This is a genomic window from Pseudomonas sp. MLB6B (genome assembly GCF_054508135.1).
In genome coordinates this window covers 3,381,632-3,408,173 of record NZ_CP199313.1, presented here as the reverse complement: position 1 = coordinate 3,408,173, position 26,542 = coordinate 3,381,632, and the positions used below count along the sequence as shown (strand labels likewise).

The window sequence follows — 26,542 nt, the reverse complement described above, 5'->3', positions numbered from 1 at the left end:
GGGAGGGCTCGCGATACCCGCCGGGGCAAAGGCGGGCGCAGATCCTTCTACGCCCCGCCGCGCCGATGTGCAGTCCGATTCAACTCGGCACGTTGAATACGTGCCGCAGATAGCTGACGAAATTCTCGTCCCGGCACTGCGTCTTGCCCGGACTGTCGGAGATCTTCGCCACCGGCGCGCCGTTGCACTCGGTCATCTTGATGACCATGTTCATCGGCTGCACGCCTGGGATGTCGCAGGTCAGCTGGGTGCCGATGCCGAAACTCACGTTGATGCGTCCGTGCAGGGCGCGGTACAGCGCGAGCGATTTGGCGAAATCCAGACCGTCGGAAAAGATCAGCGTCTTGCTGGCCGGGTCTATGCCCAACCGCTGATAGTGGGCGATGGCTTTTTCGGCCCAGGCCAATGGGTCGCCCGAATCATGGCGCAAGCCGTCGAAGAGCTTGGCGAAGTACAGGTCGAAGTCGCCCATGAAGGCGTCCATGGTGATGCAGTCGGTCAGGGCGATGCCCAGCAGGCCGCGGTACTCGCGCACCCAGCATTCCAGCGCCGCGACCTGGCTGTCGACCAGGCGCGGGCCGAGCTGCTGGTGGGCCATGAACCATTCGTGGGCCATGGTGCCGATGGGCTTGAGTTCGTGCTCGCGGGCCAGATGCACGTTGCTGGTGCCGACGAAACGGCCGGGGAAGTCGCGCTTGAGGATGTGCACCACCTCTTCCTGGACCGGGTAGGAGAAGCGCCGGCGGGTGCCGAAGTCGGCCAGTTGCAAGCCTGCAAGTTCGGCGTCGCTGGCTTCCTGGTGCAGCCAGTCGAGCTTCTGGTACAGACGCTCGCCCACCTGCTCCAGACGCACGTCGCGGTAACGCTGGCGGTTGCGCACCTCGGAGACGATCGCCAGCAGCGGAATCTCGTAGAGGATCACATGCAGCCAAGGCCCGCGTACGCGGATGGCCAGTTGGCCACTGTCGTCCAGGCCGATGTGGACGTAACGCAGGTTGAAGCGGAACAGGCTTAGGAAACGGATGAAGTCCGGTTTGATGAAGGGGATCTTTTCCAGGTAGGCCAACTGGTCGAGGGTGACCGAGACCTCGGCCAACTGCTCGACCTGGTAGCGGATTTCGGCCAGGTACGGGGAGAGGTCTTCGCCATTGCGGCAGCGGAATTCCCACTCCACTTCGGCGTTGGGGTAGTTGTGCAGCACCGCTTGCATCATGGTGATCTTGTAGAAATCGGTGTCCAGCAGGTTCTGGACGATACGGTCGCCGAAGATGTGTTCGCTCATTGCAAGGTCTCCCGCAGTTCGTTGAGGGTCTGGTCGAGGGCGCTCTCGTCGGCGCACAGGCGGATGCCGTGGGCCACCATGGCCTCGCAGGCGCTGGCGCAGCCCGCCGCGCTCAGCCCGCGGCAGGCCGGTAGGTAGAGCAGCACCTGCAGGCCGGCATCGCGCAGTTGGCGGGCGGTGGTGGCGACGCAGTAGTCCAGGGCCAGGCCGCCGACGATCACCACGCTCACGCCCTGGGTTTTGAGGTATTCGATGGCACCGGTGGAGCGGCGCTCGGCCAGGTCGTGGTAGCAGGCGCCGTAGGGGTGCAGGTCGGGCTCTACGCCCTTCCAGACGAAGTAGTCGTAGTCGATGGGTGCCGGCAGGCCGGGCAGCAGCTCGAATCCTGGCGTGCCCGGGACGCAGTGGCTGACCCAGGTCAAGTCAGCGTTGGGCAGGTCGAGCGGTTGCAGCATCTGCGCGTGCTCGGCCACGACCCACACGGCATTGCGCGGGTGGGCGTCCTTGCTGCCCAGACGCAGGTCGGCGCGCTGGGCCATGGCTTGCAGGGCGGGGACGATTTCGTGGCCGCCGGGGACGGGCAGCTCGTCGGGTGCGTTGCAGGTGAAGCCGTTCTGCGCGTCGACATCGAAACTGGCGATCTTCATCACATGACTCCTTATGCGGGAATGCCTATATAATTCACCTGGTGCAATAAGTCTGTCAAGCCTTGGATCTTTAAAAACGTGGGTCTTGTCACGGATTGCATTTCTGGTGGAATATCTCGACTTCCCATTCCTGGAGTACGCCATGAGCCGTGCCGAAGTTCTGGCCAGCGTCGACATCGTCGCGCTGCGCATGGCCCCTGACACTGCAACCTTGCAAGTGCTGCTGCACCGCCGTGAACGCGAACCGCACCTGGGCGACTGGGCGCTGCCTGGCGTCATCGTCAACGGCCGCAGCCTCGACAACAGCCTGGCGACCGCCGCCGAGCGCGCCCTGCGGGAAAAAGCGCGGGTCGAGCCGCGTTACCTGGAGCAGGTCGGCACCGAGGGCAACGCCTTTCGCGATCCGCGCGGCTGGTCGCTGAGCACGTACTACTTGGCGTTGCTGGCGCCCGATACCGCGCTGTCGAGCGACGACCTCGGGTTCTTCGAACTAGACAGCGTCTTGCAGCGCAAGGTGCTGCTGCCCTTCGACCATAACCTGCTGGTGCGCTTGACCCGCGAGCGTCTGGCGACCAAAACGGTGTACAGCAGCTTGCCGCTGTACCTGGCGCCCGAGCGCTTCACCGTGCTCGACGTCTTGCACGCCACCCAGGCCTGCCTGGGCGCGACGGTCAACAACACCTCGCTGCGCAAGCGCCTGGAGCGCATGAAGGAGCTGGGGTGGGTGAGCGATACCGGGGAGCGCAACCAACCGCGACTCGGGCGGCCGCAGCAGTTGTACCGGCATATGCCCCAGGCCGATCGGTTGTTCACCTTCGAGCGCAGCTTGTTGCCCGAAGGCCTGGGCAGTTGAGCCGCGCCGGCGCCCTGGCGCCGGCGCAGGGCATGGGTGCCAGACGCCCCGCAGTCTCTGGCCTGCAACCCGTTACATACAGGCTATGCTGAGGCCATGACCCAACCCACGCCCTTGCGCCAACCCTGCCCACCCGGCGCCTGCGACTGCGGTCGCGAGCGATTGGCCGAAAGCCCGTCCCCGGCCCAGCGCATCCTGCTGCTGACCCGCCAGGAAGAGCGGCGCCTGCTCGAGCGCTTGGAAAACCTGCAAGACCTCGCCGACCTTTATCGCCTGCAACAGCGTCTGCAAGACAACCTCGGCATCCGTTTGCACATCGGCCCTGGCGACCACGAAGTGCGCAGCGGGCGCGGCGTGCAGATCGACATCGACGCGCAACCCGGCCTGTGCCGTAAAACCCGTCGGGAAATCCCCGCAGCCATCCGCCGTGGGCTGGAGCGCAATCCCGAAGTGCTTTATCGCCTGCTTGACGCCCACGATTTGCTGGGCGGTGCGTGAGGGGGCTTGACCTACGGTGTGGCTGGCCAAGTTTTGCGGTTATGTCTGACTAATTTCTCAGAATGCTCCTACGTCTTTTGAAGACCTGCCCTGCGTCCCATGCAACGGCCCCATCTTCAAGGAGACAAGCAATGACTTCCGTATTCGACCGTGACGACATCGTGTTCCAGGTAGTGGTCAACCACGAAGAGCAATATTCCATCTGGCCCGACTACAAGACGATCCCCAACGGCTGGCGCACTGTCGGCAAAAGCGGCTTCAAGCCCGAATGCCTGGCCTACATCGACGAGGTATGGACCGACATGCGGCCTTTGAGCCTGCGCCAGAAGATGGCCGAAAGCGCAGCCTCCTGAGGCCCTGCGAGTGACCGCACTGAACCTATTGTGCCTGCCGTATTCGGGAGCCAGCGCCATGGTCTACGCGCGCTGGCGGCGCAAGCTGCCCGCTTGGCTGAGCGTACGCCCGGTGGAGTTGCCTGGACGTGGCGCACGCTTCGGCGAAGCGTTGCAGACCGACATGCAGGCGTTGGCCCGGCAACTGGCCGCCGAGCAGCGGCTGGTGGCCAGCAAGCCTTATGCGCTATTGGGGCACAGCTTGGGAGCGCTGCTGGCGTTCGAACTGGCCCATGAACTGCAAGCCTTGGGCTGCCCTGCGCCCTTGGCCCTGTTCGCCTGCGGTACGGCGGCGCCGACACGCCGCGAGGAATACGACGGCAAGGATTGGCGCGAGCCCAAGTCCGATCCTCAGTTGATCGAGGAGCTGCGCCAACTACAGGGCACCCCTGAAGACGTGTTGGCCAACGAAGAACTGATGGGCCTGACCTTGCCGATCCTGCGGGCCGACTTCCTGTTGTGCGGCCGCTATGCCTATCGCCAGCGGCCGCCATTGCGCTGCCCGCTGCATGTGCTGGCTGGAGACGCCGACCGTGCCACTCAGGAGCAGCTGATGGCTTGGGGGCCGGAGACGCTGGGGCCTTTCGACCTGCAAATGTTCGCGGGCGGGCATTTCTTCATCCATACCGAGGAAGAGCGCGTGCTGGATGCGCTCACCAGCCGTTTGCAGCCGCATCGTCTGCGCGCTTGATTGACGCTTGATTGACGTGGCTCCCCGCTTGAGGGAGGCTAAGCCGCTATTTCAAGCACGGGACGTCCGCATGTCGATCGATCGGCTTCAGGCCACGCCGTTGTCCTGCCCATGGCAGGCGCCCGGCAGCGCACTGTATGCGGCCACACCCCCCACGATGCCTGCCCGCTCTTGGCGTCTGCGCGCCAGTTGCACCGGATTGATGGTGCTGGCGTTGTTGCAAGGCTGCGCCGGTCAGCGCGCAGCCGCGCCCGACCCTCAGGACGACCCTGCCGCGGTACGCGCCCGGCTAGTGCGTTTGCTACCCGCGCACCTCGACGACCGCAAGGGCTGGGCCGAAGACATCCAAGTCGCCATGGCCGCCCAGCGCCTGCCCGCCGACCGCAGCAACCTGTGCGCGGTACTGGCGGTGGCCGAGCAGGAGTCGACCTTCAACGCCGATCCCAAGGTGCCAGGCCTGGGCCGCATCGCCCGGGAGGAGATCGACCGGCGTGCGGGGCGCTTGCACATACCCAAACTGTTGGTCGACGTCGCGCTCGACAGCACCTCGGCCAAAGGCAAGACCTACCAGCAGCGCCTGTTGGCGGTGCGCAGCGAAGGCGAGCTGAGTGCGCTGTACGACGACGTCATCGCCAGTCTGCCGCTGGGCCGTACGTTGTTCGCGGGGCTCAACCCAGTGCGCACGGGCGGGCCGATGCAGGTCAGCGTCGATTTCGCCCAGAAGCATGCGCAGGATTACCCCTACACCTACAGCGGAACCTTGCGCCAGGAAGTGTTCACCCGCCGTGGCGGGTTGTATTTCGGTATCGCTCACCTGCTGGGTTACCCCACCCATTACACCCAGCCGCTGTACCGCTTCGCGGATTTCAACGCCGGTTGGTACGCGAGCCGCGACGCTGCGTTCCAGGCGGCGTTGAGTCGTGTGACGGGCACTCCGCTGGCGCTTGACGGCGACTTGATAAACCCTGGCGCACTGATGCCCGGCAAGACCGAGCAGGCGGCGCGAACCCTGGGCGGCAGGCTTGGGCTGCGCAACCCGCAGATTCGTCGGCAGTTGGAGCAGGAAGACGGGTTGGCGTTCGAAGAGACCAGGCTTTATATCGGAGTTTTCGCCTTGGCTGATGCCAAAACCGGCAAGCCAATGCCACGCGCGGTGTTGCCCGGCATCGTTCTGGAAAGTCCAAAGATCACACGCAAGCTCACCACGGCCTGGTTCGCCCAGCGTGTGGATGCGCGCTACCAGCGCTGCATGCAGCGTTGACGGAGGAGGGCGTGATGGGTGTGACAGGAAGGATGTCGCGTGTCGGTCGGTTCGCAACCTAGGGCAGAAACAACGGCGTGACCCGCGCAACGCAGGTCAGCGCCGAAGGTGCATCACTGCTTGGGCGCGGTGTTGCCGGTACCCGGCAGCGAGTTGGTGCTGCCATCGTTGTTCTTTGGCGCAGGCATGCCTTGGGCGGCGTCGGCATTGGTGCCGGTGCTCGCGCCCGTGGTGGTATTGGCGTTGGAGTCGTTCTTGCCCGCGCCGCCAGGGGCGTTCACGCTGGTGTCGGTGCCAGGAACGGCAGTGCCGGAGGCGCCAGCGCCGTGGGTGGTGGAATGGCCAGTGCCGGAAGTGCCGGTGGAAGTGCCGGTGGTAGCGGCGAAGCTGCCAACCGAGGCCAGGCCGAGGCTCAGGGCGAGTGCGATGGAAAGCGGGCGAATGCTGATCATGTGAATCTCCTGAAGGAAGGGATCTTACATTCGGTTCGGCTGCGCCGGCCGGGCGGCGGTGCCCGGCAGACGACAGACGGTCATGCGTGTGAGGTTACTGGATGTTACGCGCTATCGGTTTTGGGCGGAGTGGGGCTCTCGACCGCTTCGACGTCCGCGTAGGAATGCGTATCGGCCATGGTGGGGTGCTCGTGGGCCGCATGGATCAGCTCTTCGGTCACCCGCAGCTCGGCACCGGTAGGCGAGAAGGTCGCCGACGGCGCGAAGGGTGCCGGATGCTCGGGAGCCGGGCGCTTGCCACGGCGCCACAGGAAGAACCCGACCATGCCCAGGTTGACCACTGCGAAGGCCCAGAACAGGCCGGTCTCACCATAAGCGGTCATTGCGGGCGAAATCATCAGCGGGGCCATCGCCGAACCCAGCGAGTTGATCAGCAGCATGCCTTGGATCATCGGCACGATGGCGTCGGCCGGTGCCCGGTCGGCCGCATGGCTGACCGCGACCGGGTACACCGCGAATACTCCGCCGCCCAGCAGGAACAGCAGCGCGGGCAGCAGTGGCGAGCCCGATGGCAACAGCAGAATACCCAACGACAGCGCCACGCACACCGCCCCCAGCACGATCAACACGTCCTGGCGGTCGGTGCGGTCCGACCAGCGCCCTACCGGGTATTGCAGGAGCATCGCGCCGAGGATCACCCAGGCCATCATGCGGCCTACCTCACCGGTGTCCAGGCCAATGCGTTGCAGGTACAGCGGCAGCAGCGAGTACACCGCGGCAATGGCCACGCCCGAACCGAAGCAGCCCACCAGACCGCTGGGCGTCACGCTGAGCAGCTGGCGCGGTTTGAGCGGTTCCACCTGGTCGAGCAGGGGCGAGACCCGCGGCAGCACGCCGATGGGCAGGATCGACAGCGAGGCCAGCATGCCGGCGACCATGAACGGTGCGGTCGAGCCCCAGCCGGCCAGCTCGCCGAGAAACGCTTGGCCCAGTACCCCAGCGCCGTATAGCGCGATCATGTACAGCGCCAAGAGGCGCCCGCGAATCTTCGCGTCGCCGGCCAGCAGCATCCAGCTTTCGATCACCAGGAACACCCCGACGGTGGCCCAGCCGTTGATCAGGCGCAGCACCATCCAGCCCCAGGTGTCGACGAACAGCCCTTGCAGCAGGATGGTTGCGGCGATTAGCGAGGCGAAACAGGTATAGGCGCGGATATGGCCGATGCGCAGGATCAACCGGTCGTTGAACAGCGCGCCCAGCGTCAGGCCGAGAAAATAGGCGGACGCCACCACACCGATCATGGTGGCCGACTCACCGGCCTCGCCCAGACGCAGGGTGGTCAGCGAAGATAGAAAGCCGTTGCCCAACGCAACGATGAACAACCCGAGCAATGGCGCCAGCGCCATGCCCAGCAAACGCACGGACATACGTACCTCTAGAAGTAGGAAAACAACGGACGCCCTTTCCGGCATGCGGGATCGAGCAGGCCTTGGAGGCCGGCGCTGCAGCAAAGTGCCAGGGAATGTCTGCGACCGGGGCATGACGCGACCGCAGGCCGCGAATGAGCGGGCGGGCGGAGGGATCCTGGTCGATCAGAGCGGCGCAGGAGCGTAGAGGGTCATGGCGACGGGTTGCCAGCGTTCGTGGCGACTGGACGAAAAGGCCGGGCGGATTCTACGGCTCGGCGAGCCGCCAAGCCGAGAAATCTGCTGCGACAGGATGACGCAGCTTCGCTCGCAGGCGGGGTAGGGACCTAGCCGCCCGCCCAGACTTGAGCCCGCTAGCCGCAGGCCCAGTCCAACTGCATCGACGCGAGGTCTACCTGGCCCGTGCCACAGCCGAAATTGAAGCCGCCGAAATCCTCTTCGAACTCCAGAAAACGTGGGCCGAACTCAGGATAACCCTGCACCGGCATCATCGTGCCGCCCAGATGGTTACGCCCGAAGAAGCGTTCCAGATCGAGCCCCTGCGCCGACTCGCCGAAGGCCGGCACATAGCCGCTCTCCACGCACTCGTCGTCCCACTCCCGCGGCGGCTTGCCCACGTTGGGGTCGCCCTCGCGCAGCTGCGCGAGGATGGGCAACGCCGTTTCCAGGCCGGCACCGGGCAGCAGCTCCAGAGGCGGCGCGTCGGGTTCGCGGATGCGCAGGTCATGGAAATAGACCGGGTAGGGCTGCGTGTGCCAAGTCGGCTCGGGCCCGAGCAGCCCATTGGCCGGCAGGCGCGGCGCCGGGCAGAGCGGGCCGTCGAACTCGGCTTGGGTCAGCCACAAACCGGCGTATTGCGTGCCGAGGATGTCGCGCATGTCGAAGCGTGCGGGATGGCGATCTCTGGCATGCTGCCAGAGCGCGCGCAGTGCCTGGTCTTGTGGGGCGGCTTCAGGCAGCTCTGCGGCAAAGAAGGCTTCCACCGCTTCATTGGCCGACAGTTCGTCGAACTGATCGTCGACGAACAGGCTCAAGGCCACGCGCGCATCGCCCTGGGTGCGGTACTGCTCTGGAATGTGCAGGGTGAAGGCATGCCGCAGCGGGTGACCGAAGGTCTCGCTGAGTGGCCATTGACTGGGGCGAATGCCGGGCGGTAAGCCCAGACACCAGCCCCCAGTCCATTCGGCGCCGCGCTGAGCGTTTGGCAGTGGACGTTGCGAGTGGCGCAGCAGGTCGTAGGCGCAGGTCAGGGTAGGGTCGGCGGATGGGGTGCGCGAGGCGTCGGGCGAGGAAGGCATCAGGCGAAATCCGGACAGAGGGGAACGCTGCGTAGGGTATCGCAACGAACGGCCCGGCAGCGGTTTTGGCCCGTCTAGCCTTCAAGAATGTGAGCGAGCGCAAAACCTGCGGATAAAACCGTTGCATGTCGGGGTTTGCGAGGCCTTGCCCCGTGCGAAGACGACTTTGAGCATCGCCCCGAAGCGTCTTTCGGGTCAGCGGCCTCGGCGGCGCGACACCCGCGCTTCGATGTTCTTGCGGCCGATGAGCAAGGGTGGTGTTTCGGTCACCGGCTCGTCGGCCAGCCACTTGTACATCACCAGGCAATCCACCAGACCAAAACGGGCATGGCGATAGGCTTTGGGCAGGCGCCCGACGGTTTCAAAGCCCAGTGCCTGCCACAGCGCGACCGCTACCTCGTTGGTGGCCACCACCGAATTGAACTGCAGCGCCAGTAGGCCAGCCTGGCGCGCGAGTTTCTGCGAGTGCTCGCACAGCGCCCGCGCCACGCCGCGGCCGCGTGCCGCTTCGCAGACCATGTAGCCGCAGTTGCCTACGTGCGAGCCGGGGCCGGCGGCGTTGGCTTTGAGGTAGTAGGAGCCCAGCAGTTGCCCCTCGTCTTCGGCCACCAAGGTGTGCAGCGGCAGTTCCAACCAGAGCTGGCGTGCCTGCTCGAAGCTGATGTCGGGGGCGTAGGCGTAGGTCTCGCGCGCCTGGGCCACGGCCTGGAAAGTGGGCCAGAAACGCTCGAAGTCGTCCGGGGTCATGGGTCGGATGTGCATGGGCAGGCTTTCCTGTGCGAACGGACCGCGCAGTGTGGGACGCCCCAGGCCGCCCGGCAAGTGCCGGCGGCCCAAGACGGCCTCAGATGTAGATGAACACCAGGACCAACGCGGCCACCACGGCCCATTTTTCCAGGTAGTAGCGCGTGCGGTTGCGCTTCTTCAGCGCCTTGCCGCGTTCGCGGATGCGGTAGATGCGGGTGAACAGGCGGTTGATCGCGCCGGTCTTGTCGTTGGCATCGTTGGGTGCGGCCGCTGCGGACATGACGTTGCGGCTGAACCAGCGGTTGAACGCAGTGGCCCAGCGGTACTTGAGCGGGCGTTCGATGTCGCAGAACAGGATGATGCGGTTGTGTTCGGTGGTGTTGGCGGCGTAATGGATGTAGGTCTCGTCGAACACCACCGCCTCGCCGTCGCGCCAAGCGTACTTTTCGCCGTCGACGTCGATGTAGCAGCCGTCGTCGTTGGGGGTGTCCAGGCCCAGGTGATAGCGGTAAGAGCCCGCGTAGGGGTCGCGGTGGCGCACCAGCTTGGCGCCCGGTGGCAGCGTGGCGAACATGGCCGCCTTGACCGTGCCGATGCCTTGCAGCAGTTCGGTGGTGCGCGGGCACAGGCTCAGCGCAGACGGATGACTCTCGCCATACCACTTGAGGTAGAAGCGTTTCCAGCCGGTCTTGAAGAACGAGTTGAAGCCCACGTCGTCGTAGTTTTCCGACTTCTTGATCTCGCCGCCATGCAGCAATTGCACCGCCTCTTCGCGGATTTCCTGCCAATGCGCCTGCAAGGGTGCGAGTTCAGGAAAGGCCTCGACCGGCAGATAAGGTTTGGCAGGATGGCGGGAGAACAGGTAGAGGAAACAGTTGATCGGCGCGAGGAAACTGGAGTGATCGCCCAACTGCCGAGTCAGTTTGTGGCGTACGCGACCGCGCAGGTGCACGTAACTGATGGACAGGACGAAGATCAGGACGAGAGCGATTTTCATGAACGGTACTTACTGATAGAGGCGGCCAAGGGAATGGCCCAAGCGCGCCAGCATAGCAATCGGCTTCCTGCTTTGTACAATCCATTACATAGCTGTCGGCATGTGTAACGATGCTCGGCTGGCGGCCGCACCCCCGGCAGTGCTTGCCGGGAGCGCAGCGCCAGGTCAGCCGCGCAGGGCCGCCGTTACTTGCTCGACGCTGGCTTTCAGCCCGCCAAGCGTGTCTTCGGCGTCGCTGTCGACCACCACCAGCTTGGCGCCCGCTGCTTTGATGACATCGGCCACGGCGGGGTCGGGCTGGCGATGATGCAGTACCAGGGCTACGTCGTTCGCCTGGAGGTTGTCACCAAGCAGCTTGAGGGCCGCCGCGTCCCATCGATCGCCTGCGGGCAACGGCTGGTCGATGAGGTCCAGGTTCATGCCGCCGGCCAGATAGCTCAGGCGTTCGGAGAGGCTGACCACGCTCAGGTTGTCGACCTCAGCCAGTTGCGTCTGGCTGGTTGACTGCAACGCCAACAACTGGCGCTTGAGCCCCGCGAGGTTGTTCTGGATGCGCGTCTTGTCGGCGGGCGCCAGACGCTCCAGGTCGTTGGCCAGCACGTCGGCCATGCGGCCGAGGTTGGTCGGGCTCAGCCAGGGGTAACCGGCGAAGGCATCGTCGCCCTGTACGGCGATACCCGGCAGAGCACCGTCCACCGGCCGCGCGGCGTCGATTTCGACGATGCGGATGTTACTACGCCTGGCCATCGGGTAGAGCGGATCGTCGCGCCAGATCGAGCGCAAGCCGATCACGGCATCGGCCTGGCGTGCGGCCTTGTCCAGGCTGGCACCGCCGCGGGTGCTGAAGAACGACGGCTGACGGCTGGCCGGCAGGTTGGCCGGTGCGGCGCGCTCGAGCCGTACCGACGTGCCCTCGAGCAGCGTGGCGGCCAGGCTGTGGGTGACGGGCAAGGTGGTCAAAACGGTCACTGCCGCGCCGGACGAACCGGCGGCGTCGGTGCCCGCGCTGACGGCAGGCGCGGCCAGGCCCAGGCAGGGCACACCGGCCAGAGCCAGGGCGAGGGTCAAATGCTTGAGAGACAGGTTCATGCCGGGTTTCCTTGCAGGCGCGGAAGGAGGGCGCGGGCGAGAGCGGCCAGGGCGAAGCACACGCCGGCCACCAGAATGATCGCCGCGCCCGAGGGAATGGGCAGGTCGAAGACGATCGGCAGGAGGATGCCGGCCAGGGTGCTGAGGGTGGCGATCAGCACCGAAGCGAAGAAGAAGCCCTTGAGCGACTGGCTGACCAGGCGTGCTGCCGCTGCAGGGATCACCAGCAGGGCGCCGACCAGGATGGCGCCGATCACTTTCACCGCCGCCACCGTGACCAAGGTCACCAGCACCACGAACAGGTAGTCGAGGGTCTTCACCGCTACGCCGCGCACCGCGGCCAGTTGCGGGTTGAAGCTGGCGAGCATGATGCGGTTGTACAGCGGCACCGCCAGCGCCACCACCAGCAAGGCGACGATGCCAAGGACCAGCAGGTCTTCGGGGCTGACCGTCAGCACCGAGCCGAACAGCACGTTCTCCAGGATATGCACGTTGATCTTGCCGGCCAGCATCAGCAGCAGGCTGGCGCCCAAGGCCAGCGACACGGAGAGGAACACGCCGATCAAGGTGTCGGGCGACAGCCCGGTGCGGTTGCGCAGGAAATTGAGCAGGATGCCGAACAGCAGGCAGTAACCGAACAGGCTGCCGTAAGGGCCGGTATAGGGTTCGCCTAGCAGGATGCCGATGGCGACACCGGTCAGCGCGGCATGGCCGACCGCTTCGGAGAAGAAGGCGAAGCGTTTGACCACCACCAACGTACCCAGCCCGCCCAGGACCGGCCCGATCATCGCGCCGGCCAGCAGGGCGTTGATGACGAAACCATAGGCCAGCGCCTCGGGCAGGTACCCGGCCGCTGCCCACTCTTGAACCAGTTGACGAAACACTTCGAAGCTCATCAGGCGGCGCCCTCGCGGCGTGGATGGACGGAGAACAGGCTGAGCAGACGTTCCGGGGTCAGCGCCTCTGCCGGCGCGGCGTCGAACAGCACCTGGCGGCTCAGCCCGGTAACGCGGTCGGCCAGGCGCAATACGGCCTGCAAGTCGTGCTCGATCCACAGCACCGTAGTGCCCGAGGCGCGCCAGGCATGCAGCAGTTGCTCAAAGACCTGGATGCCGGCTTCGTCGAGGGCCGACATCGGCTCGTCGAGTACCAGCAGTTGCGGCGCCGGAATCAGCCCTTGGGCCAGCAGCACGCGCTGGCGTTCACCGCCCGACAGGGCGCCCATGCGCCGCTTGCGCTTGTCGAGCATGCCTACGCGCTCCAACGCCTGGTCGATGGCCGGCCGCACGCGGCGCGACAAACCCAGGAAGGCCGGACGGCGCTGGCACATGGCGGCCATGAAGTCGTCCACGGTCATCGGTAAGCCGCGGTCGAACTCCAGGGCCTGGGGTACGTAACCGACCACTTCGCTCGAGCCGGGCCAGTGCAGGGTCAAGCGCCCCTGGTGTGGCATCTGCCCGAGCAATGTCTTGATCAGCGAGCTCTTGCCGCCGCCGTTGGGGCCGACGATGGCGTGGAGGCTGCCGGCGGCGACGTCGAAGCTGACCTGCTCGAGGATGCGCGTGCGGCCCAGGGTCAGGTCGATGCCGGCGAACTCGATGCGCGGCCCGCCGACGCCGATGGGCTGGGCGGCGGTCATGTGCGGTTCTCCTCGATGGCGCGCACCACGGTGTCGAGATTGCGCTGCATCTCCACCTCGTACTTGTCCTTGGTGTACTCGCCGTAGGAGATGTGCGTCAGCGGATACAGGCGCACGCCGGCTTCGCGCTGTATGGTCTCGACGTAGGCCGAAGGGAAGTCCATCTCCGAGAAGATCACTTTGACGTCCAGCGCCTTCAACTGGTCGATGGTCTTCTTCAACTGTGCCGGGCTCGGCTCGATGCCGTGTGCCGGCTCCACCACGGCGGTGACCTCCAGGCCGAAGTCGCGCAGCAGGTAGTCGTAGGCGGCGTGGATGGTGGCGACACGGAAATTGGCATTGGGCGCCGCACTGACCTTGGCCAAGGCGGCGGCGCGCAGGCCGCGCAGGCGCTTGGCGTAGGCGCGGGCGTTCTTGGTGTAGTACGCCGCGTTGGCGGGGTCGATCTCGCCCAGTTGGCGGGCGATGTTGTTGACCTGGGCGATGGTGGTGCTGATCGACAGGAAGGTGTGCGGGTTGACCACCTTGCCGGCGCCGCGTGCGGCGATGCCGGTCGCGGCCAGCAGGGGCACGTTGCGGTTGGCTTCGATGGTCTCGATGTCGGGCTTTTCGCTGGCCGCGATCATGCGGTCGGCGAAGTCGTCATGGCCCACGCCGTTGAGCACCACCACGTCCAGCGTGCCGATGCGCTTGATGTCTTCGGCTCGCGGCTCGTAGGCATGCGGGTTGAAGCCGGCCGGAATCAGCGGCACCACTTCGGCCTTGTCGCCGACGATGTTGCTCACGTAGCTGTAGTAGGGGTGCAGGGTGATGCCGATGCGCAGGGGTTTGCCGGCATCGGCCAGGGCCAGGGCGGGCAGGGCGCAGGCGACCAGCAGGGCAAGGGCGCGACGCGCCAGGGCGGAGCGGAACATGGAGGAATCCTTGTTTCAGTGGCGGTGCTGGCGGGTGACCCCAGCGTCGTAGTGGCTGACGACCTGCTGCCAACCGGCATCGGCCAGACCCGTCGCGGAGCGGTCGAGCGGTGGTGCGGCTTCGCCGCCTTGCCGGCGCAGCCAGACCGCCGGCTCTGAATCGGCCTCGGCGGGCAGCAACAACAGGAAACTGCCAGCCACGTCAGTGGCCTGGCTGCGGCCCAGGTAGGCGTCTTCACCCAGGCGTTGCCATTGGTGGCGGCCGCGGCTTTCGCTGCTGGCGTCGACCACGAACGGCGGCAGCCCTTCCTCGGCCAGGACGTCTATGTCAGGGCTGCTGCCGGTGTCTTCGCGCAGCAGGCGCATTTCGTCGGCGGCCACCCGCAGGTCGGTGTACAGGCCTTGCTCGGCTGGAGTGAGGTCGCGGCGGGCGTCGATCTCGTGGGCGCCCAGCGCCACTTCGTCTTCCCGGGCACCGCGTGCGCCGACCACGGCAGCGGCCAGCAGCACGATCACCAGCGCGGCCAGCAGTACGTAGAGGGTTTCGTGCCCGGCACCGGCCGGGCGCACGACTTGGACGCGGCTCATGGCGCGGCGATGTCGGCGTGGTCGACTTCCACCACGTGACCGGGGCCGGCGTCGAACAGCACGTAGAACTCGCCGTCGGGGCGTTTGAAAGTCAGGGTCGAGTCGTCGCCGAGTTTGCCGCCGACCAGTACCTGCTCGTCGTAGCCGATGACGTCGAGGGTCACCCCGGGCGCGCCGCTACCGTCGGAGAAGCCCCCTTTGCAGGTGATTTCGCCGTCGCCTTTCTCGTCGCATTCGCACATCGGGTTGTGGGCCAGGGCCGGGCCTGCGGCCAGGATCAGCAAGGGCAGGGCGAGCCTGCGGATCAGGTGTTTCATGGGTTGCCTCCTTGTTTGGCGAGCCAGGCTGCGGTTGCAGGCGATGCGTCGGCCAGGGGTACGGATGCCTGGTACAACTTGCCGTCCCAGCCTTCGATGGTGATCCAGATCTGGGCGTCGGGCCGGGTGCGTGGCGGAATCGGCAGCGAGGTGGCCATGCGGTACTGCGAGCCGAACAGGATGCTGCCCGCCGCGCGCAGGCTGCGTGGCTTGCCGATGCGCAGGTAGATGGCCTTGACGCCTTCGTCGCAGGTGGCGCACAAGGCCAGGTTGAAGACTTTGAAGTAGCCGGCCGGGCCGTCCTGCACGGGCGGTTGGTCGAGCATCTCGGCCAGGCTCACGCTCCAGCGACCCACCGGGATGTCGGCCTGTATATGTTGGCCCAGGCCGTCGTCACCGCGGAACAGGCGCGAATCGGCGAAGTATTTGGGCATGAATGCCAACGGAATCAGGATCAGCAGGATGTTCAAGTGGAAGCGCCACTTCAGCCACCAGTGCCTGAAGCCGGTCGGCGGCAGGGTCTGCGCACGGCTCATGGTTGCACCTCCATGGCGGGCTCGGGCGTTTTGCGCGTCGTGTCGGCGATCGTCCGCGCCGGTCGCTCGCGGCGCTTGAGGGCGGCGGCAGTGGCTTGGGCAGTGCGCTTGGTCCAGATCAACAGGCCGCTCAGCACCATCAGCGTCAGAACCAGGCCGAAGAAGAACCACACCAGTTTGATCGCCAGACCGCCGAAATCACCGGTATGCAGGGGGCGCATGGATTCGGTGACGAACTCCAGGGCCGAGCGGTCCGACAGCAGGAACTGGCTGTCGATCTTCTGTGTATAAGGATTGACCGCGGCGGTTTGCATCATCAGCGGGTACCAGCCACGGCCGAGCATGTAGATGTGGCTATAGGCCGTGCCCGGCATGAACACGTAACTGATGTCCAGGTCCGGAATGCTCTGCTGGGCGATGCGTGTGGCCTGGTCCAGGTCGATGCGCGGTGCTGCACTGCCATCGGGCATCTGCGGCACTTGCTCACGGGCGATCACCGGTACGATGGGCTCGCTGGAGATGGTGATGTGGTTGTCGGCCAGAATCGCCTGGATCAGGAACCAGGTGCCCGTGATGGAGATGACCGCGATGAACCAGATCGACCAGACCCCGGCCAGACGGTGCAGGTCACCCCAGAAGATGCGCGAACCGTGCCCGGTACGCACGGGTTTGAAGAAACCGCGCCAGAATTTCTTGTACACCACCAGGCCTGTGACCAAAGACGCCAGCATCGGCAGCCCGAGCAGCGACACCAGGTACCAGCCCCAGCTGTAACCGCTGGTGAAAGGCACCAGCCACCAGCCGTGCAAGGCACGGGTGAAAGCCTGAAAGTTGAAGTCCGGCGCCTGGCCCTGGATCGCGCCGGTATAGGGGTTGACGTAGAGCGTAGGCTTGGAGCCGTCTGGCCGGGTGACGCTCAGGTTGAGCGCGAAGTGCGAGCCATCGGGTTGGTTGAGCCGTTCGATGGTAAGGCCAGGTTCCGCCTGCTTCACTGCATCGAGCACCTGCTGATAGCTCAAGCGCTCGGCGTCCGGGGAAGGGGCGGTAGCACGCACATCGGGGTTGGCCAACCAGACGATCTCGTGGCTGACCACGGCGAGCATGCCCGTGAAGCAGACGATCAACACGAAAAACCAGATCGGCAGCGCGAGCCAGCTGTGGACCAGGAACCACAGCCTGGATTTGGATTTTTTGGGAGATTGAGCCATCAGTCGTTCTTCTAGAAATGGGGTCGAGCGAACGCCCAGCCTAAATGGGCCGCACTAGTAAGGACGAATGAGAATAAAAATCCTACGCACTTAATTGAAAGAATTTGTTTCAAGCACTGAAAAACCGGCCTGTGCTGTTGTCGCACAGGCCGGTTTTCCAGTGGGGCACAGCCTGAGGTGGTAGCTATCTCAAGCGCTGTTGGCCAGCGCCGACCGTTGCATGCGCTCACGTTGGCAGCCCAGCTCCTGAAACAGTGCCTCACCAATTTCCGCCGCCCGCGCTGGCAGCACCGACAGCAGGGTATCGCTCAAGCCATGGCTGCTTTCGCAGAAGCCTTGCAGGTACACCGAGGCTTGCAGGTCGGGGCTGGTCAGGACGCGGTAGTTGCGGTCTACCGCATAGTCTTCCAGGTAGCCGGCCAGCGGCGCGAGCAGCTCGCGGTGGGAGCTGCGGGCATAGCCGGTCGCCAAAATCACGGCATCGTAACGGTGGGTCTGCTGCTGGCCGGTGGCAAGGTCGGTGATGGTCAGCTCGATGCCGTCCGTGTTGGCGGCCACGGTTTCGACCTGGCGTCGGCACAACACGTTGTGGCGGAACTGATGGGCCACTTTCTGTCGATAGAGGATGCCGTAGATGCGTTCGAGCAGATTCAGGTCCACCACCGAGTAGTTGGTGTTGTGGAACTGCTCGATCAGCTTGCCGCGCTCGGCCGCCGGCTGGTTGAACACCAGGTCGGTGTAGTCCGGGGCGAAGATTTCATTGACGAACGGGCTGTCGTCGGCAGGTTTCAAGCTGGCGGCGCGCAGGATCATGTCGACCTTCACCGACGGGTAGCTGTCGTTGAGGTCGATGAACGCTTCGGCGGCGCTCTGTCCCGAGCCGATCACCGCGACGCGCATGGCCTTGCCTTGGGTGCAGGGCAGTTTGGCGACGCTGCTCAGGTACTGGGAATGGTGGAACACCCGAGGGTCGCCCTTCAGGCTACGGAAAATATCCGGAATCTTCGGTGTGCCGCCGGTGCCGACCACCACCGAACGGCTACGGCGCACGATTTCTCGGCCCTGGCCGTCCTGCGAAACCACCCGCAGGTGCTCGACCCGGCCTTGATGCACCTCGGGCTCGATACGCAACACCTGCTCGCCGTACTGCGCCTGGGTGGCGAAATGCTCGGCGGCCCAGCGCAGGTAGTCGTTGTACTCCAAACGGCAGGGGTAGAACGTGCCCAGGTTGATGAAGTCGGCCAGGCGCTGCTTCTGGTGCAGGTAATTGACGAAGCTGTAGGGGCTGGTGGGATTGCGCAGCGACACCAGGTCCTTGAGGAAGGAGATCTGCAGCTCGCTCTGGCTGGCCAGGGTCTCGCCATGCCAGCGGTAGTCAGTCTGCTTGTCGATGAACAGGGCGTCGAGGGCATGGCCGTGGGTGTGCGCGAGTTCTTCCAGGGCGATGGCCAAAGCCAGATTGGAAGGGCCGAAACCCACGCCGATCAGGTCTTTCATGGGGGCTGAAGGTGAAGTCTGGCTCATGGCGGATGTCCATAGGAGTGGAGAGCGGCATGCCTGCCGAGGGGTGCAGCGCCTGCACGGGTACATCAAGGGAACGAGCCAGTGCTGGGGGAATTTAGCGCCGGCGCCTGCGCTGCGGCGTAGAAAAGCGGGCCTTAGGTCCTACAGTTTTCGGACGAGCTGCCGATACAGCGGCTACGCCCCATCACGCCCATTCCAGGAGGACCCATGGTGAATTTTTCCAACCTCGTCGTGCCGTCAGCGATGAGTCCTGCTTCAGCCTCTGCCACCACGGACAGCTCCAGCGCCAGCGAACAGACCTCGACCGTGCAGCTGCAAGGCAAGGCGTTCAACGAGGGCTTGCAGACCCAGGCGCCCGCGGCGGGCGGCACCAGCAGCGAAGACACCGAGTCGGATGCGATCAAAGAACTCAAGCAAATGATCAAGGATCTGCAGAAGCAATTGGCCGAAGCGCAGCGCCAGTTGGAATCGATCAGTGCCCAGCAGACGAGCGACCAGGCCAAGCAGGCCGCCATGGCCGCCCAGCAAGCCAATATCGCCACGCTCAATGCCAGCCTGATGACCGCGACCAGCCAGTTGCTGGCAGCGCTGTCCGAAGCCAACAAGGGCAGTGCCGGGAGCATGGTCAGTACCCAGGCCTGAGCCTGGAGGCGTTTGCGAATGCGGCGTCGATCCGGGCTGCGCCGCTCAGCAACCCTGAACAGGTAAAAGCCTCATATGCACCTACCTGGCAGGGGTTGCCGACTGTATGCGGCCCGCACCTGGCAGCGGCAGACCGCTTAATTAATTAGGCTGCTAATAAAGTCTTTGACATTCACTGCCTAGGCAGTAACATTTGCACACACTTAGCCTGGGCGCGTGCGATGCCATTCTTCACGCCAGACAACTTTTCCGATTGCTCCCTCGGCTTGCTGCTAGGGCGCGCAGCGATCCTCAAGGACCGCATCCTCGATGCGCATTTGGAGAGCGAAGGCGTGACCGCTGCGCAGTTCAAGGTGCTGGTGATCGTCACCCAACTGGCGCTCGATACGCCCGCCGAAATGTGCCGGTGCCTGGGCCTGGACAGCGGCTCCATGACGCGCATGCTCGATCGCCTCGAACAAAAGGGGCTGATCCAACGCCAGCGCTGCCCACGGGATCGCCGCCAGGTGCGCCTGGTGCTGACCGTCGAAGGTCAGCGCCTGGCCGATCGCCTGCCCGAGGTCGGCGCAAAGGCCATGAACGAGTTGGTCGGCGTGCTCGAGGCCGAGGAACTGAGCACCCTGGAGCACCTGTTGGCCAAGATCCTTCTCGCTGCCGGCGACCCGATGACGGTGCGTCGTTTTAGCAACCGTTAAACCCTCCGATTTTTTCAAGGTACTGCCATGGCCACTTCCCCTGATGCCAACGCTCCCGCCGAGCGCGCTGGCCAAACCGCCGACAAGCCCGCCAGCTCGCGCAAGCGCAAGCTCTGGCTGCTCGGCCTGTTGTTGCTGGTGATCCTCGGCGCGGCAGCCGGTTGGGCGTGGTACAGCCTGATCGGGCGCTGGGAAGAGAACACCGACGATGCCTACGTCAACGGCAACGTGGTGGAAATCACGCCCCTGGTCACCGGCACGGTCACCAGCATCGGTGCCGACGATGGCGATCTGGTCCAGGCCGGGCAGGTACTGCTGCGCTTCGATCCGTCCGATACCGAGGTGGCCTTGCAGGCCAGCCAGGCCAAGCTCGCGCGTACGGTGCGCGAAGTGCGCGGGCTGTACAGCAACGTCGATGCGCTCAAGGCCCAGGTGCAGTCGCGCCAGGCGGCGCTCAAGACCGCACGCGACAACTACAACCGGCGCAAGGCGCTGGCCGATGGCGGGGCGATTTCCGCCGAAGAGCTATCCCATGCCCGCGACGACCTGACCACCGCGCAAAGCGCCGTGGACAGCGCCCGCCAGCAACTCAACACCAGCACCGCCTTGGTCGATGACACCCAAGTGGCCTCGCACCCCGAGGTCATGGCCGCCGCCGCCGAGCTGCGCCAGGCCTACCTCGACCATGCACGCACCACTTTGGTGGCACCGGTGACCGGCTACGTGGCCAAGCGCACGGTGCAGTTGGGCCAGCGCCTGCAACCCGGCACTGCGACCATGGCGGTGATTCCGCTGGACGAGGTGTGGATCGACGCCAACTTCAAGGAAACCCAGCTGCGCGACATGCGCATCGGCCAGCCGGTAAGCGTGACCGCCGACCTCTACGGCGACGACATCGAGTACCGCGGCACCGTGCAGAGCCTGGGCGCCGGCACCGGCAGCGCCTTCGCCTTGCTGCCGGCACAGAACGCCACCGGCAACTGGATCAAGATCGTGCAACGAGTGCCGGTACGCATCGCCCTGGATCGCGAGCAGTTGCAGCGCCATCCGCTGCGCATCGGTCTGTCCACCGTGGTCGAGGTCGATCTGCACGACCAAGATGGCCCGGTGCTGGCCCAGCAGCCACCGCAACAGGCCACCTACAGCACCCAGGTCTACGACCAGCAGTTGGGCGAGGCCGATGCGTTGATCGCCCGCCTGATCCGTGACAACAGCGCCGCCGGCAAGACGGCCACGCCATGAGCCAGCCGGCCGCTGCCCAGTTCACGCCGCCGAGCCTGTTGCTGACCACTATCGGCCTGTCGTTGGCGACCTTCATGCAGGTGCTCGACACCACCATCGCCAACGTGGCCTTGCCGACCATCTCCGGCAACCTGGGCGTGAGTTACGAGCAGGGCACCTGGGTCATCACCTCGTTCGCCGTGAGCAACGCCATCGCCTTGCCGTTGACCGGCTGGCTGAGCCGGCGCTTCGGCGAGGTCAAGCTGTTCATCTGGGCGACCTTGCTGTTCGTGCTGGCGTCGTTCCTCTGCGGGATCGCCCAGTCGATGCCCGAGCTGGTGGGCTTTCGCGTGTTGCAAGGGGTGGTGGCCGGGCCGCTGTATCCCATGACCCAGACGCTGTTGATCGCCGTGTATCCCCCGGCCAAGCGCGGCATGGCCCTGGCCTTGTTGGCGATGGTGACGGTGGTGGCGCCCATCGCCGGGCCGATTCTCGGCGGTGTGATCACCGACAACTACAGTTGGCCGTGGATCTTCTTCATCAACATTCCGATCGGCTTGTTCGCCGCTGCGGTAGTACGCCAGCAGATGCGCGCGCGGCCCGTGCACACCAGCCGCCAACCCATGGATTACATCGGCCTGCTGACCCTGATCGTTGGCGTCGGGGCCTTGCAGGTGGTGCTCGACAAGGGCAACGACCTGGACTGGTTCGAGTCGCCGTTCATCGTCGCCGGCAGCCTGATCTCCCTGGTGTTCCTGTGCATCTTCGTCATCTGGGAGCTGACCGACCGCCATCCGGTGGTGAACCTGCGCCTGTTCGTGCACCGCAACTTCCGCGTCGGCACCATCGTGCTGGTCGGCGGCTACGCTGGGTTCTTCGGTATCAACCTGATCCTGCCGCAGTGGTTGCAGACGCAGATGGGTTACACCCCGACCTGGGCGGGCCTGGCGGTGGCGCCGATCGGCCTGTTACCGGTGCTGATGTCGCCGTTCGTGGGCAAGTACGCGCACCGTTTCGACCTGCGCCTGCTGGCGGGCCTGGCGTTTCTGGCGATCGGCGCAAGTTGCTACATGCGCGCCGGCTTCACCAGCCAGGTGGACTTCCAGCATATCGCCCTGGTGCAGTTGTTCATGGGCATCGGCGTGGCGCTGTTCTTCATGCCGACCTTGAGCATCCTGCTCTCGGACCTGCCGCCGCACCAGATCGCCGACGGCTCGGGCCTGGCCACCTTCCTGCGTACGCTGGGCGGCAGCTTCGCGGCATCCTTGACCACTTGGATCTGGATTCGCCGCGCCGACCAGCACCATGCCTACCTGACCGAACACATCACTCCGTACGACCCGGCGACCCGTCATACCCTGGAGCAGATGGGCGGCGCCAGCCTGCAGAACTACGCCCAGCTCGAGCAGATCGTCAACGGCCAGGCCTACATGATGTCGACGGTGGACTACTTCACCCTGATGACTTGGATCTTCGCCGGGTTGATTCTGCTGGTGTGGTTCGCCAAGCCGCCGTTCAGCGCCAAGGCGCCGCCGGGTTCGGGTGGGCATTGATCTCGCCTTGGCCTAGAACGAGCGGATGATCCGCCCCAAGGTTTCCATGGCCCGCTCGGAGGTCTCGCTCCAGGGGCTGCCGTAGTTCAGGCGGATGCAGTTGCCGAAGCGCCGGGTCGGCGAGAAGATCGGCCCTGGCGCGATGCTGATGCCTTGGGCCAAGGCCATGTGGAACAGCTTGAGGGCATCGATGCGCTCGGGCAGTTCCAGCCATAGGAAATAGCCGCCGCTGGGTCGGCTGACCCGCGTCTGTGCCGGAAAGTACTTGGCCACGGCGGCGAGCATGTTGGCCTGCTGGCCTTCCAGGGCGTAGCGCAGCTTGCGCAGGTGGCGATCGTAGCCGCCGTGCTGTAGGTAGTCGGCGATGGCGGCCTGGGCCGGCATCGAGGCGCACAGCGAGGTCATCAGCTTGAGCCGCTCGATCTTCTGCGCGAAGCGTCCGGCGGCGACCCAGCCGATGCGATAGCCCGGGGCCAGGCTTTTGGCGAACGAGCTGCAGTGCATGACCAGCCCGTCGGTGTCGAAGGCTTTGGCCGGTTTGGGCGCGTGCTGGGCGTAATACAGCTCGGCGTACACATCGTCTTCGATCAACGGCACCTGGTGCTTGCGCAGCAAGGCCACCAGCGCCTGCTTGTTGGCCTCCGGCATGCTGGCGCCCATCGGGTTCTGGAAGTTGGTCATGCTCCACACGGCTTTGATCGGATGCTTGTCCAAAGTCTGCGACAGCACGGCCAGGTCCATGCCTTCGCGCGGTTGCACGGGAATCTCCACCGCCTTGAGCTTGAGCCGCTCCAGTACTTGCAGGCAGGCGTAGAACGCCGGCGCCTCGATGGCCACCAGGTCACCCGGCTCGGTCACCGCTTGCAGGCACAGGTTGAGCGCTTCCAAGGCACCGTTGGTGATCAGCAGCTCCTCCATGGGCAGCATCAGCCCGGTGACCATGTAACGCAGGGCGATCTGCCGGCGCAGTTGCGGATTACCAGGCGACAGGTCGGTGACCGCCACCTGCGGGTCCATATTGCGCCCGGCGCTGGCCAACGAACGGGCCAGGCGTTGCAGGGGGAACAGTTTGGGGCTGGGGAAGGCCGAGCCGAACGGCACGGTGGCCGGGTCCTTGATGGAGTCGAGGATGGAGAACACCAGGTCGCTGACGTCGACATCGGTCGATTCGCTGATCGGCGCCAGGGTGTGCGGCTCGGTGAAGGCGCGCGGGGCGTGACTGTTGACGAAATAGCCCGACCGCGCCCGGGCGCGGATCAAGCCGCGACGTTCCAGCAGGTAGTAGGCCTGGAACACGGTGGAAGGGCTGACGCCGTGGGTTTGGCTGGCATAGCGCACCGACGGCAAGCGCTCGCCAGGGCCGAGCACCCCGCTGCGGATCAGTTCGGCGATGTCGTCGGCAAAGCGTTCGTAGCGTTTCATGGCAGCTCGGCGGGCAGGCAGGTGGGCGGGGCAGTCGGCGTCGACCGCCTGCCACTATGGCCGCGTCGCTGTTTGCAGTACAGCCTCAATTCACGCCGCTAAAACCGTATCAGTGGTGGCGCTGTTCAGATCACCGAGCCTGGCACACTGGCCTTGAGGTGCTTGCGTCCGTCCTTGGCGCCTGCCACGGTCAGCGCATCGGCCTCGGCTTCGGTAATTGGCACGCGCTGCCCGGCGGCCACGGCGACCGACATGCGCAACTGTTCGTCGGTGACGATTTCGATGTCGGAGCCGGCGGTTTCGAGGCGCAGGTCGGCGCCGGTCAGCGTGCAACGATGGTTGGTTTCGTCGATGTGAACGGGCATGTGGAGTTCCTCTCTCTCTCTGTGGGTATGCAGAGGTTGTGACTACCCGCCCGATCGATTGCTCCTGGAAACCGGCGAACGGCGGCCAAGGGCACTCCCGCAGTGCGCCAGGGTCAATGCCCTAAGCTGAACGAAGGAGCGAATGCCGATGGACGATTGGCTGGACAACGTATGGACGGCAGTGGCGGCGGAGTTCGCCGACGTCACGGACGAGCAGGAAGTGGCGCGGATTCTGGTGCGTCTGATGATGGCCGCGGTGCTGGGCGCGGTGCTCGGTTTCGAGCGCGAGCACCGCGGCAAGTCGGCGGGCGTGCGCACGCACATGCTGGTGTCCATGGGTGCCGCGCTGTTCGTGCTCGCCCCGAGCATGGCCGGTGCCGACGAGCAGGCGATGAGCCGGGTGATCCAGGGCATCGTGGCGGGTATCGGTTTCCTCGGGGCCGGGACCATCCTCAAGGGCAACGGCAGCGACCCCAGCCACGTCAAGGGGCTGACCACGGCGGCGGGGCTGTGGATGACCGCGGCGATCGGCACGGCAGCGGGCATGGGCCGTGAGGCCACGGCGTTGATCAGCACGGTGCTGGGCTTGTTGGTGCTGAGCAGCATGCCAGCGTTGGTCGAACGGATCGGCGGGCAGCGCGAGGACAAGAAGAAGGAGGAAGAAACCAAACCTTGATTCGAACTCAGGGCGGGTAGAGGCGGGATTCGGCAATCCGAGCACGCTGAGCCACTTCACGGCCCGTGCGATTGCTCTCTCGATGTCCTGACTTAGGCGGGTGACGCGCCAGTGGCAGCCTTAGGGGACGATTGCGGCTGAAGCCGCAGCCGCAAAAGCCGTAGAAAGCACTAAGGGGAGCCGAAGCTCCCCTTGAGGTATGTTGCCTGCGCTTTCTTATTATTCGGGACGTACCGTTTGTTGTTTTTGTCGGTGTGTCCAGGTGTGGCGGTGGCCCCCATACGGGGCTCAAGAGCAAACGTATTTTTTTGAGCGCTGATCGATGTTCATCATTGCTGATCCAGCCTGACCGTCGCTACCTGAGGGTAGTTTTGTTGTTCTGTGCCAGGTGCGGGGCAATACCCCGGAAAACCCATCGACTTCAAAAAGATCTGCTTGCTACGCTTCTGCCGTGTTGTTCTTGTTATGTCAGAACCGTTGTCTGTTGTTTTTATTGGGTGATGCGTTTTGTTGTTCTTGTTGTACGAAAGGTATAGCAGATGGCGTGCCAACTTTTTAAATTCCTTTTAAAACAGCTAGTTAGCTTGACAGGCCAGCTCAGCCACTCCTGAAATTCTGTCGAATTGTTTCCCTGTTACCCGATTTTTTGCCAAGCGCTGGGGGGCGGTAACACTCGATGCCCCACGTGTGTCACTGCGAGGCCGTCGCTGCGCTGCGTGCGCGTGCCACCCGCGAACCGCTGGCACGCCCTAGAACGTCGCTGATGCGTTGCCCTGCAGCGATCAACAGATCCAGGTCGATGCCGGTTTCGATGCCCAACCCATGCATCAGGTACACCACGTCTTCTGTGGCCACGTTACCGGTAGCGCCTTTGGCATAGGGGCAGCCACCCAGCCCGGCGACGGAGCTGTCGAACACGCCGATGCCTTCGAGCAGGCTGGCGTAGACGTTCGCCAGGGCTTGACCGTAGGTGTCGTGGAAATGCCCAGCCAGTTGCATGCGGGGCACCACCTGGCCGACCACATCGAACAACCGCCGTGTGTCGCCGGCTGTGCCGGTGCCGAGCGTGTCGCCCAGCGAAACCTCGTAGCAGCCCATGCCGTGCAGGGCCTGCGCCACTGGCGCTACCTGTTCGGCGCGCACCGTGCCTTCATAAGGGCAGCCCAGTACGCACGACACATAACCCCGTACCCGTACGCCTTCGGCCTGTGCCAGCGCCATCAGTGGTTCGAAGCGCTTGAGGCTGTCGCTGATCGAGCAGTTGATGTTGCGCTGGGAGAACGCCTCGGAAGCGGCCGCGAACACGGCCACTTCCTTGACGCCGGCGGCCAGCGCATCTTCCAGGCCGCGCAGATTGGGCGCCAGAGCCGCGTAGGTGACACCTGCGCGGGGCGTCAGCCCAGCGAACACTTCGGCGGAGCCGGCCATCTGCGGCACCCACTTGGGCGAGACGAAGCTGCCGACTTCGATGTAGGCCAAGCCAGCCGCGGTGAGGTCGTCGACCAGCCGGACCTTGTCAGCCACGCTGATGGGTTGGGCTTCATTCTGCAGGCCGTCGCGCGGGCCGACGTCGACCAGACGTACGGAGGAGGGCATTGGCATGATCGT

General features: G+C 64.9%; 29 protein-coding genes. 10 read left to right on the top strand and 19 right to left on the bottom strand.

The genetic code is table 11. From position 1 onward, the window contains the following. Positions 1 to 79: 79 nt before the first annotated feature. The gene (gene pncB / locus ACSMEV_RS15050) at positions 80 to 1,282 is read right to left on the bottom strand and encodes a nicotinate phosphoribosyltransferase (protein WP_459205868.1); all 1,203 of its coding nucleotides are present in this window, start codon (positions 1,280 to 1,282) and stop codon (positions 80 to 82) included. Next, on the bottom strand, positions 1,279 to 1,929 hold the full coding sequence (locus ACSMEV_RS15045; protein WP_459205867.1) for a nicotinamidase: 651 nt from the start codon (positions 1,927 to 1,929) through the stop codon (positions 1,279 to 1,281). Before ACSMEV_RS15045 ends, pncB begins: the two co-directional genes overlap by 4 nt. Before the next feature lie 142 nt (positions 1,930 to 2,071). Between ACSMEV_RS15045 and ACSMEV_RS15040 the strand changes: the two genes are divergently transcribed. The 5 genes from ACSMEV_RS15040 to ACSMEV_RS15020 all read left to right on the top strand — a co-directional run bounded on the left by ACSMEV_RS15040 (position 2,072) and on the right by ACSMEV_RS15020 (position 5,624). Then, positions 2,072 to 2,782 carry an NUDIX hydrolase gene (locus ACSMEV_RS15040; RefSeq protein ID WP_459205866.1) on the top strand — a complete coding sequence of 237 codons (711 nt, stop codon included), beginning with the start codon at positions 2,072 to 2,074 and terminating at the stop codon, positions 2,780 to 2,782. A gap of 96 nt (positions 2,783 to 2,878) precedes the next feature. Continuing rightward, entirely contained in the window at positions 2,879 to 3,280 is a 402-nt protein-coding gene (locus ACSMEV_RS15035; protein WP_296268319.1) for a hypothetical protein, read from the top strand. 131 nt (positions 3,281 to 3,411) lie between these two features. Next, positions 3,412 to 3,633: an MbtH family protein gene (locus tag ACSMEV_RS15030; RefSeq protein ID WP_459205865.1), complete on the top strand. Its 222-nt coding sequence runs from the start codon at positions 3,412 to 3,414 to the stop codon at positions 3,631 to 3,633. A gap of 10 nt (positions 3,634 to 3,643) precedes the next feature. Continuing rightward, the gene (locus ACSMEV_RS15025; protein WP_459205864.1) at positions 3,644 to 4,363 is read left to right on the top strand and encodes a thioesterase II family protein; all 720 of its coding nucleotides are present in this window, start codon (positions 3,644 to 3,646) and stop codon (positions 4,361 to 4,363) included. 157 nt (positions 4,364 to 4,520) lie between these two features. Continuing rightward, a complete protein-coding gene (locus ACSMEV_RS15020; RefSeq protein ID WP_459205863.1) occupies positions 4,521 to 5,624 on the top strand; it encodes a DUF1615 domain-containing protein in 1,104 nt (367 codons plus the stop codon). A 113-nt stretch (positions 5,625 to 5,737) separates the two neighbouring features. Here ACSMEV_RS15020 and ACSMEV_RS15015 read toward each other — a convergent pair whose 3' ends face one another. From ACSMEV_RS15015 to ACSMEV_RS14950, 14 genes are all read right to left on the bottom strand, one after another. Continuing rightward, a complete protein-coding gene (locus ACSMEV_RS15015) occupies positions 5,738 to 6,076 on the bottom strand; it encodes a hypothetical protein (RefSeq protein WP_459205862.1) in 339 nt (112 codons plus the stop codon). Positions 6,077 to 6,180: 104 nt separating this feature from the next. Then, on the bottom strand, positions 6,181 to 7,503 hold the full coding sequence (locus tag ACSMEV_RS15010) for an MFS transporter (protein ID WP_459205861.1): 1,323 nt from the start codon (positions 7,501 to 7,503) through the stop codon (positions 6,181 to 6,183). A gap of 353 nt (positions 7,504 to 7,856) precedes the next feature. Continuing rightward, positions 7,857 to 8,801: a hypothetical protein gene (locus ACSMEV_RS15005; protein WP_459205860.1), complete on the bottom strand. Its 945-nt coding sequence runs from the start codon at positions 8,799 to 8,801 to the stop codon at positions 7,857 to 7,859. Between the two features lie 195 nt (positions 8,802 to 8,996). Then, positions 8,997 to 9,563, bottom strand: a complete 567-nt coding sequence (locus ACSMEV_RS15000) for a GNAT family N-acetyltransferase (RefSeq protein WP_459205859.1) — start codon at positions 9,561 to 9,563, stop codon at positions 8,997 to 8,999. An 82-nt stretch (positions 9,564 to 9,645) separates the two neighbouring features. Then, complete coding sequence (lpxO, locus tag ACSMEV_RS14995; RefSeq protein ID WP_459205858.1) at positions 9,646 to 10,545, bottom strand: lipid A hydroxylase LpxO; 900 nt, start codon at positions 10,543 to 10,545, stop codon at positions 9,646 to 9,648. 165 nt (positions 10,546 to 10,710) lie between these two features. Beyond that, the gene (locus tag ACSMEV_RS14990; protein ID WP_459208358.1) at positions 10,711 to 11,628 is read right to left on the bottom strand and encodes a metal ABC transporter substrate-binding protein; all 918 of its coding nucleotides are present in this window, start codon (positions 11,626 to 11,628) and stop codon (positions 10,711 to 10,713) included. Positions 11,629 to 11,630: 2 nt separating this feature from the next. After that, a complete protein-coding gene (locus ACSMEV_RS14985; protein ID WP_459205857.1) occupies positions 11,631 to 12,530 on the bottom strand; it encodes a metal ABC transporter permease in 900 nt (299 codons plus the stop codon). Continuing rightward, positions 12,530 to 13,273 (bottom strand): metal ABC transporter ATP-binding protein, encoded by a 744-nt coding sequence (locus ACSMEV_RS14980; protein ID WP_459205856.1) that lies wholly within the window; start codon positions 13,271 to 13,273, stop codon positions 12,530 to 12,532. The genes ACSMEV_RS14985 and ACSMEV_RS14980 overlap by 1 nt, the downstream gene beginning before the upstream one ends. Next, positions 13,270 to 14,187: a metal ABC transporter solute-binding protein, Zn/Mn family gene (locus tag ACSMEV_RS14975; RefSeq protein WP_459205855.1), complete on the bottom strand. Its 918-nt coding sequence runs from the start codon at positions 14,185 to 14,187 to the stop codon at positions 13,270 to 13,272. The genes ACSMEV_RS14980 and ACSMEV_RS14975 overlap by 4 nt, the downstream gene beginning before the upstream one ends. A gap of 15 nt (positions 14,188 to 14,202) precedes the next feature. After that, positions 14,203 to 14,775: a DUF6162 family protein gene (locus ACSMEV_RS14970; protein ID WP_459205854.1), complete on the bottom strand. Its 573-nt coding sequence runs from the start codon at positions 14,773 to 14,775 to the stop codon at positions 14,203 to 14,205. Then, entirely contained in the window at positions 14,772 to 15,092 is a 321-nt protein-coding gene (locus tag ACSMEV_RS14965) for a hypothetical protein (protein WP_296268306.1), read from the bottom strand. Before ACSMEV_RS14965 ends, ACSMEV_RS14970 begins: the two co-directional genes overlap by 4 nt. Next, positions 15,089 to 15,628 (bottom strand): thiamine pyrophosphate-binding protein, encoded by a 540-nt coding sequence (locus tag ACSMEV_RS14960; protein ID WP_459205853.1) that lies wholly within the window; start codon positions 15,626 to 15,628, stop codon positions 15,089 to 15,091. Before ACSMEV_RS14960 ends, ACSMEV_RS14965 begins: the two co-directional genes overlap by 4 nt. Then, positions 15,625 to 16,836: a PepSY-associated TM helix domain-containing protein gene (locus ACSMEV_RS14955; protein WP_459205852.1), complete on the bottom strand. Its 1,212-nt coding sequence runs from the start codon at positions 16,834 to 16,836 to the stop codon at positions 15,625 to 15,627. The genes ACSMEV_RS14960 and ACSMEV_RS14955 overlap by 4 nt, the downstream gene beginning before the upstream one ends. A 189-nt stretch (positions 16,837 to 17,025) precedes the next feature. Continuing rightward, complete coding sequence (locus ACSMEV_RS14950) at positions 17,026 to 18,360, bottom strand: lysine N(6)-hydroxylase/L-ornithine N(5)-oxygenase family protein (RefSeq protein WP_459205851.1); 1,335 nt, start codon at positions 18,358 to 18,360, stop codon at positions 17,026 to 17,028. Between the two features lie 243 nt (positions 18,361 to 18,603). On the opposite strand from ACSMEV_RS14950, the gene ACSMEV_RS14945 reads away from it, so the two are divergent. From ACSMEV_RS14945 to ACSMEV_RS14930, 4 genes are all read left to right on the top strand, one after another. Further along, positions 18,604 to 19,002: a hypothetical protein gene (locus ACSMEV_RS14945; protein WP_459205850.1), complete on the top strand. Its 399-nt coding sequence runs from the start codon at positions 18,604 to 18,606 to the stop codon at positions 19,000 to 19,002. Positions 19,003 to 19,223: 221 nt separating this feature from the next. Next, the gene (locus tag ACSMEV_RS14940; protein ID WP_459205849.1) at positions 19,224 to 19,697 is read left to right on the top strand and encodes a MarR family winged helix-turn-helix transcriptional regulator; all 474 of its coding nucleotides are present in this window, start codon (positions 19,224 to 19,226) and stop codon (positions 19,695 to 19,697) included. Between the two features lie 27 nt (positions 19,698 to 19,724). Beyond that, on the top strand, positions 19,725 to 20,939 hold the full coding sequence (locus ACSMEV_RS14935; RefSeq protein WP_459205848.1) for an HlyD family secretion protein: 1,215 nt from the start codon (positions 19,725 to 19,727) through the stop codon (positions 20,937 to 20,939). Next, positions 20,936 to 22,471, top strand: coding sequence for a DHA2 family efflux MFS transporter permease subunit (locus ACSMEV_RS14930; RefSeq protein ID WP_459205847.1), 1,536 nt, complete (start codon positions 20,936 to 20,938; stop codon positions 22,469 to 22,471). Before ACSMEV_RS14935 ends, ACSMEV_RS14930 begins: the two co-directional genes overlap by 4 nt. A gap of 12 nt (positions 22,472 to 22,483) precedes the next feature. Here the strand turns inward: ACSMEV_RS14930 and mapR are convergent, their stop codons facing one another. Continuing rightward, on the bottom strand, positions 22,484 to 23,893 hold the full coding sequence (mapR, locus tag ACSMEV_RS14925) for a GntR family transcriptional regulator MpaR (RefSeq protein WP_459205846.1): 1,410 nt from the start codon (positions 23,891 to 23,893) through the stop codon (positions 22,484 to 22,486). Positions 23,894 to 24,018: 125 nt separating this feature from the next. Beyond that, positions 24,019 to 24,258 (bottom strand): DUF3203 family protein, encoded by a 240-nt coding sequence (locus tag ACSMEV_RS14920; RefSeq protein WP_459205845.1) that lies wholly within the window; start codon positions 24,256 to 24,258, stop codon positions 24,019 to 24,021. Between the two features lie 148 nt (positions 24,259 to 24,406). On the opposite strand from ACSMEV_RS14920, the gene ACSMEV_RS14915 reads away from it, so the two are divergent. Continuing rightward, the gene (locus tag ACSMEV_RS14915; protein WP_413047250.1) at positions 24,407 to 24,934 is read left to right on the top strand and encodes an MgtC/SapB family protein; all 528 of its coding nucleotides are present in this window, start codon (positions 24,407 to 24,409) and stop codon (positions 24,932 to 24,934) included. A 690-nt stretch (positions 24,935 to 25,624) separates the two neighbouring features. Here the strand turns inward: ACSMEV_RS14915 and ACSMEV_RS14910 are convergent. Next, the gene (locus ACSMEV_RS14910; protein WP_459205844.1) at positions 25,625 to 26,536 is read right to left on the bottom strand and encodes a hydroxymethylglutaryl-CoA lyase; all 912 of its coding nucleotides are present in this window, start codon (positions 26,534 to 26,536) and stop codon (positions 25,625 to 25,627) included. Between the last annotated feature and the right edge of the window lie 6 nt (positions 26,537 to 26,542).

What these genes read in the sequence shown, in the direction of transcription:
- pncB (WP_459205868.1), bottom strand. Translation starts at nt 1,282, where the DNA reads ATGAGCGAACACATCTTCGGCGACCGTATCGTCCAGAACCTGCTGGAC.
- ACSMEV_RS15045 (WP_459205867.1), bottom strand. Translation starts at nt 1,929, where the DNA reads ATGAAGATCGCCAGTTTCGATGTCGACGCGCAGAACGGCTTCACCTGC.
- ACSMEV_RS15040 (WP_459205866.1), top strand. Translation starts at nt 2,072, where the DNA reads ATGAGCCGTGCCGAAGTTCTGGCCAGCGTCGACATCGTCGCGCTGCGC.
- ACSMEV_RS15035 (WP_296268319.1), top strand. Translation starts at nt 2,879, where the DNA reads ATGACCCAACCCACGCCCTTGCGCCAACCCTGCCCACCCGGCGCCTGC.
- ACSMEV_RS15030 (WP_459205865.1), top strand. Translation starts at nt 3,412, where the DNA reads ATGACTTCCGTATTCGACCGTGACGACATCGTGTTCCAGGTAGTGGTC.
- ACSMEV_RS15020 (WP_459205863.1), top strand. Translation starts at nt 4,521, where the DNA reads ATGCCTGCCCGCTCTTGGCGTCTGCGCGCCAGTTGCACCGGATTGATG.
- ACSMEV_RS15015 (WP_459205862.1), bottom strand. Translation starts at nt 6,076, where the DNA reads ATGATCAGCATTCGCCCGCTTTCCATCGCACTCGCCCTGAGCCTCGGC.
- ACSMEV_RS15010 (WP_459205861.1), bottom strand. Translation starts at nt 7,503, where the DNA reads ATGTCCGTGCGTTTGCTGGGCATGGCGCTGGCGCCATTGCTCGGGTTG.
- ACSMEV_RS15005 (WP_459205860.1), bottom strand. Translation starts at nt 8,801, where the DNA reads ATGCCTTCCTCGCCCGACGCCTCGCGCACCCCATCCGCCGACCCTACC.
- ACSMEV_RS15000 (WP_459205859.1), bottom strand. Translation starts at nt 9,563, where the DNA reads ATGCACATCCGACCCATGACCCCGGACGACTTCGAGCGTTTCTGGCCC.
- lpxO (WP_459205858.1), bottom strand. Translation starts at nt 10,545, where the DNA reads ATGAAAATCGCTCTCGTCCTGATCTTCGTCCTGTCCATCAGTTACGTG.
- ACSMEV_RS14985 (WP_459205857.1), bottom strand. Translation starts at nt 12,530, where the DNA reads ATGAGCTTCGAAGTGTTTCGTCAACTGGTTCAAGAGTGGGCAGCGGCC.
- ACSMEV_RS14980 (WP_459205856.1), bottom strand. Translation starts at nt 13,273, where the DNA reads ATGACCGCCGCCCAGCCCATCGGCGTCGGCGGGCCGCGCATCGAGTTC.
- ACSMEV_RS14975 (WP_459205855.1), bottom strand. Translation starts at nt 14,187, where the DNA reads ATGTTCCGCTCCGCCCTGGCGCGTCGCGCCCTTGCCCTGCTGGTCGCC.
- ACSMEV_RS14970 (WP_459205854.1), bottom strand. Translation starts at nt 14,775, where the DNA reads ATGAGCCGCGTCCAAGTCGTGCGCCCGGCCGGTGCCGGGCACGAAACC.
- ACSMEV_RS14965 (WP_296268306.1), bottom strand. Translation starts at nt 15,092, where the DNA reads ATGAAACACCTGATCCGCAGGCTCGCCCTGCCCTTGCTGATCCTGGCC.
- ACSMEV_RS14960 (WP_459205853.1), bottom strand. Translation starts at nt 15,628, where the DNA reads ATGAGCCGTGCGCAGACCCTGCCGCCGACCGGCTTCAGGCACTGGTGG.
- ACSMEV_RS14955 (WP_459205852.1), bottom strand. Translation starts at nt 16,836, where the DNA reads ATGGCTCAATCTCCCAAAAAATCCAAATCCAGGCTGTGGTTCCTGGTC.
- ACSMEV_RS14950 (WP_459205851.1), bottom strand. Translation starts at nt 18,360, where the DNA reads ATGAGCCAGACTTCACCTTCAGCCCCCATGAAAGACCTGATCGGCGTG.
- ACSMEV_RS14945 (WP_459205850.1), top strand. Translation starts at nt 18,604, where the DNA reads ATGAGTCCTGCTTCAGCCTCTGCCACCACGGACAGCTCCAGCGCCAGC.
- ACSMEV_RS14940 (WP_459205849.1), top strand. Translation starts at nt 19,224, where the DNA reads ATGCCATTCTTCACGCCAGACAACTTTTCCGATTGCTCCCTCGGCTTG.
- ACSMEV_RS14935 (WP_459205848.1), top strand. Translation starts at nt 19,725, where the DNA reads ATGGCCACTTCCCCTGATGCCAACGCTCCCGCCGAGCGCGCTGGCCAA.
- ACSMEV_RS14930 (WP_459205847.1), top strand. Translation starts at nt 20,936, where the DNA reads ATGAGCCAGCCGGCCGCTGCCCAGTTCACGCCGCCGAGCCTGTTGCTG.
- mapR (WP_459205846.1), bottom strand. Translation starts at nt 23,893, where the DNA reads ATGAAACGCTACGAACGCTTTGCCGACGACATCGCCGAACTGATCCGC.
- ACSMEV_RS14920 (WP_459205845.1), bottom strand. Translation starts at nt 24,258, where the DNA reads ATGCCCGTTCACATCGACGAAACCAACCATCGTTGCACGCTGACCGGC.
- ACSMEV_RS14915 (WP_413047250.1), top strand. Translation starts at nt 24,407, where the DNA reads ATGGACGATTGGCTGGACAACGTATGGACGGCAGTGGCGGCGGAGTTC.
- ACSMEV_RS14910 (WP_459205844.1), bottom strand. Translation starts at nt 26,536, where the DNA reads ATGCCAATGCCCTCCTCCGTACGTCTGGTCGACGTCGGCCCGCGCGAC.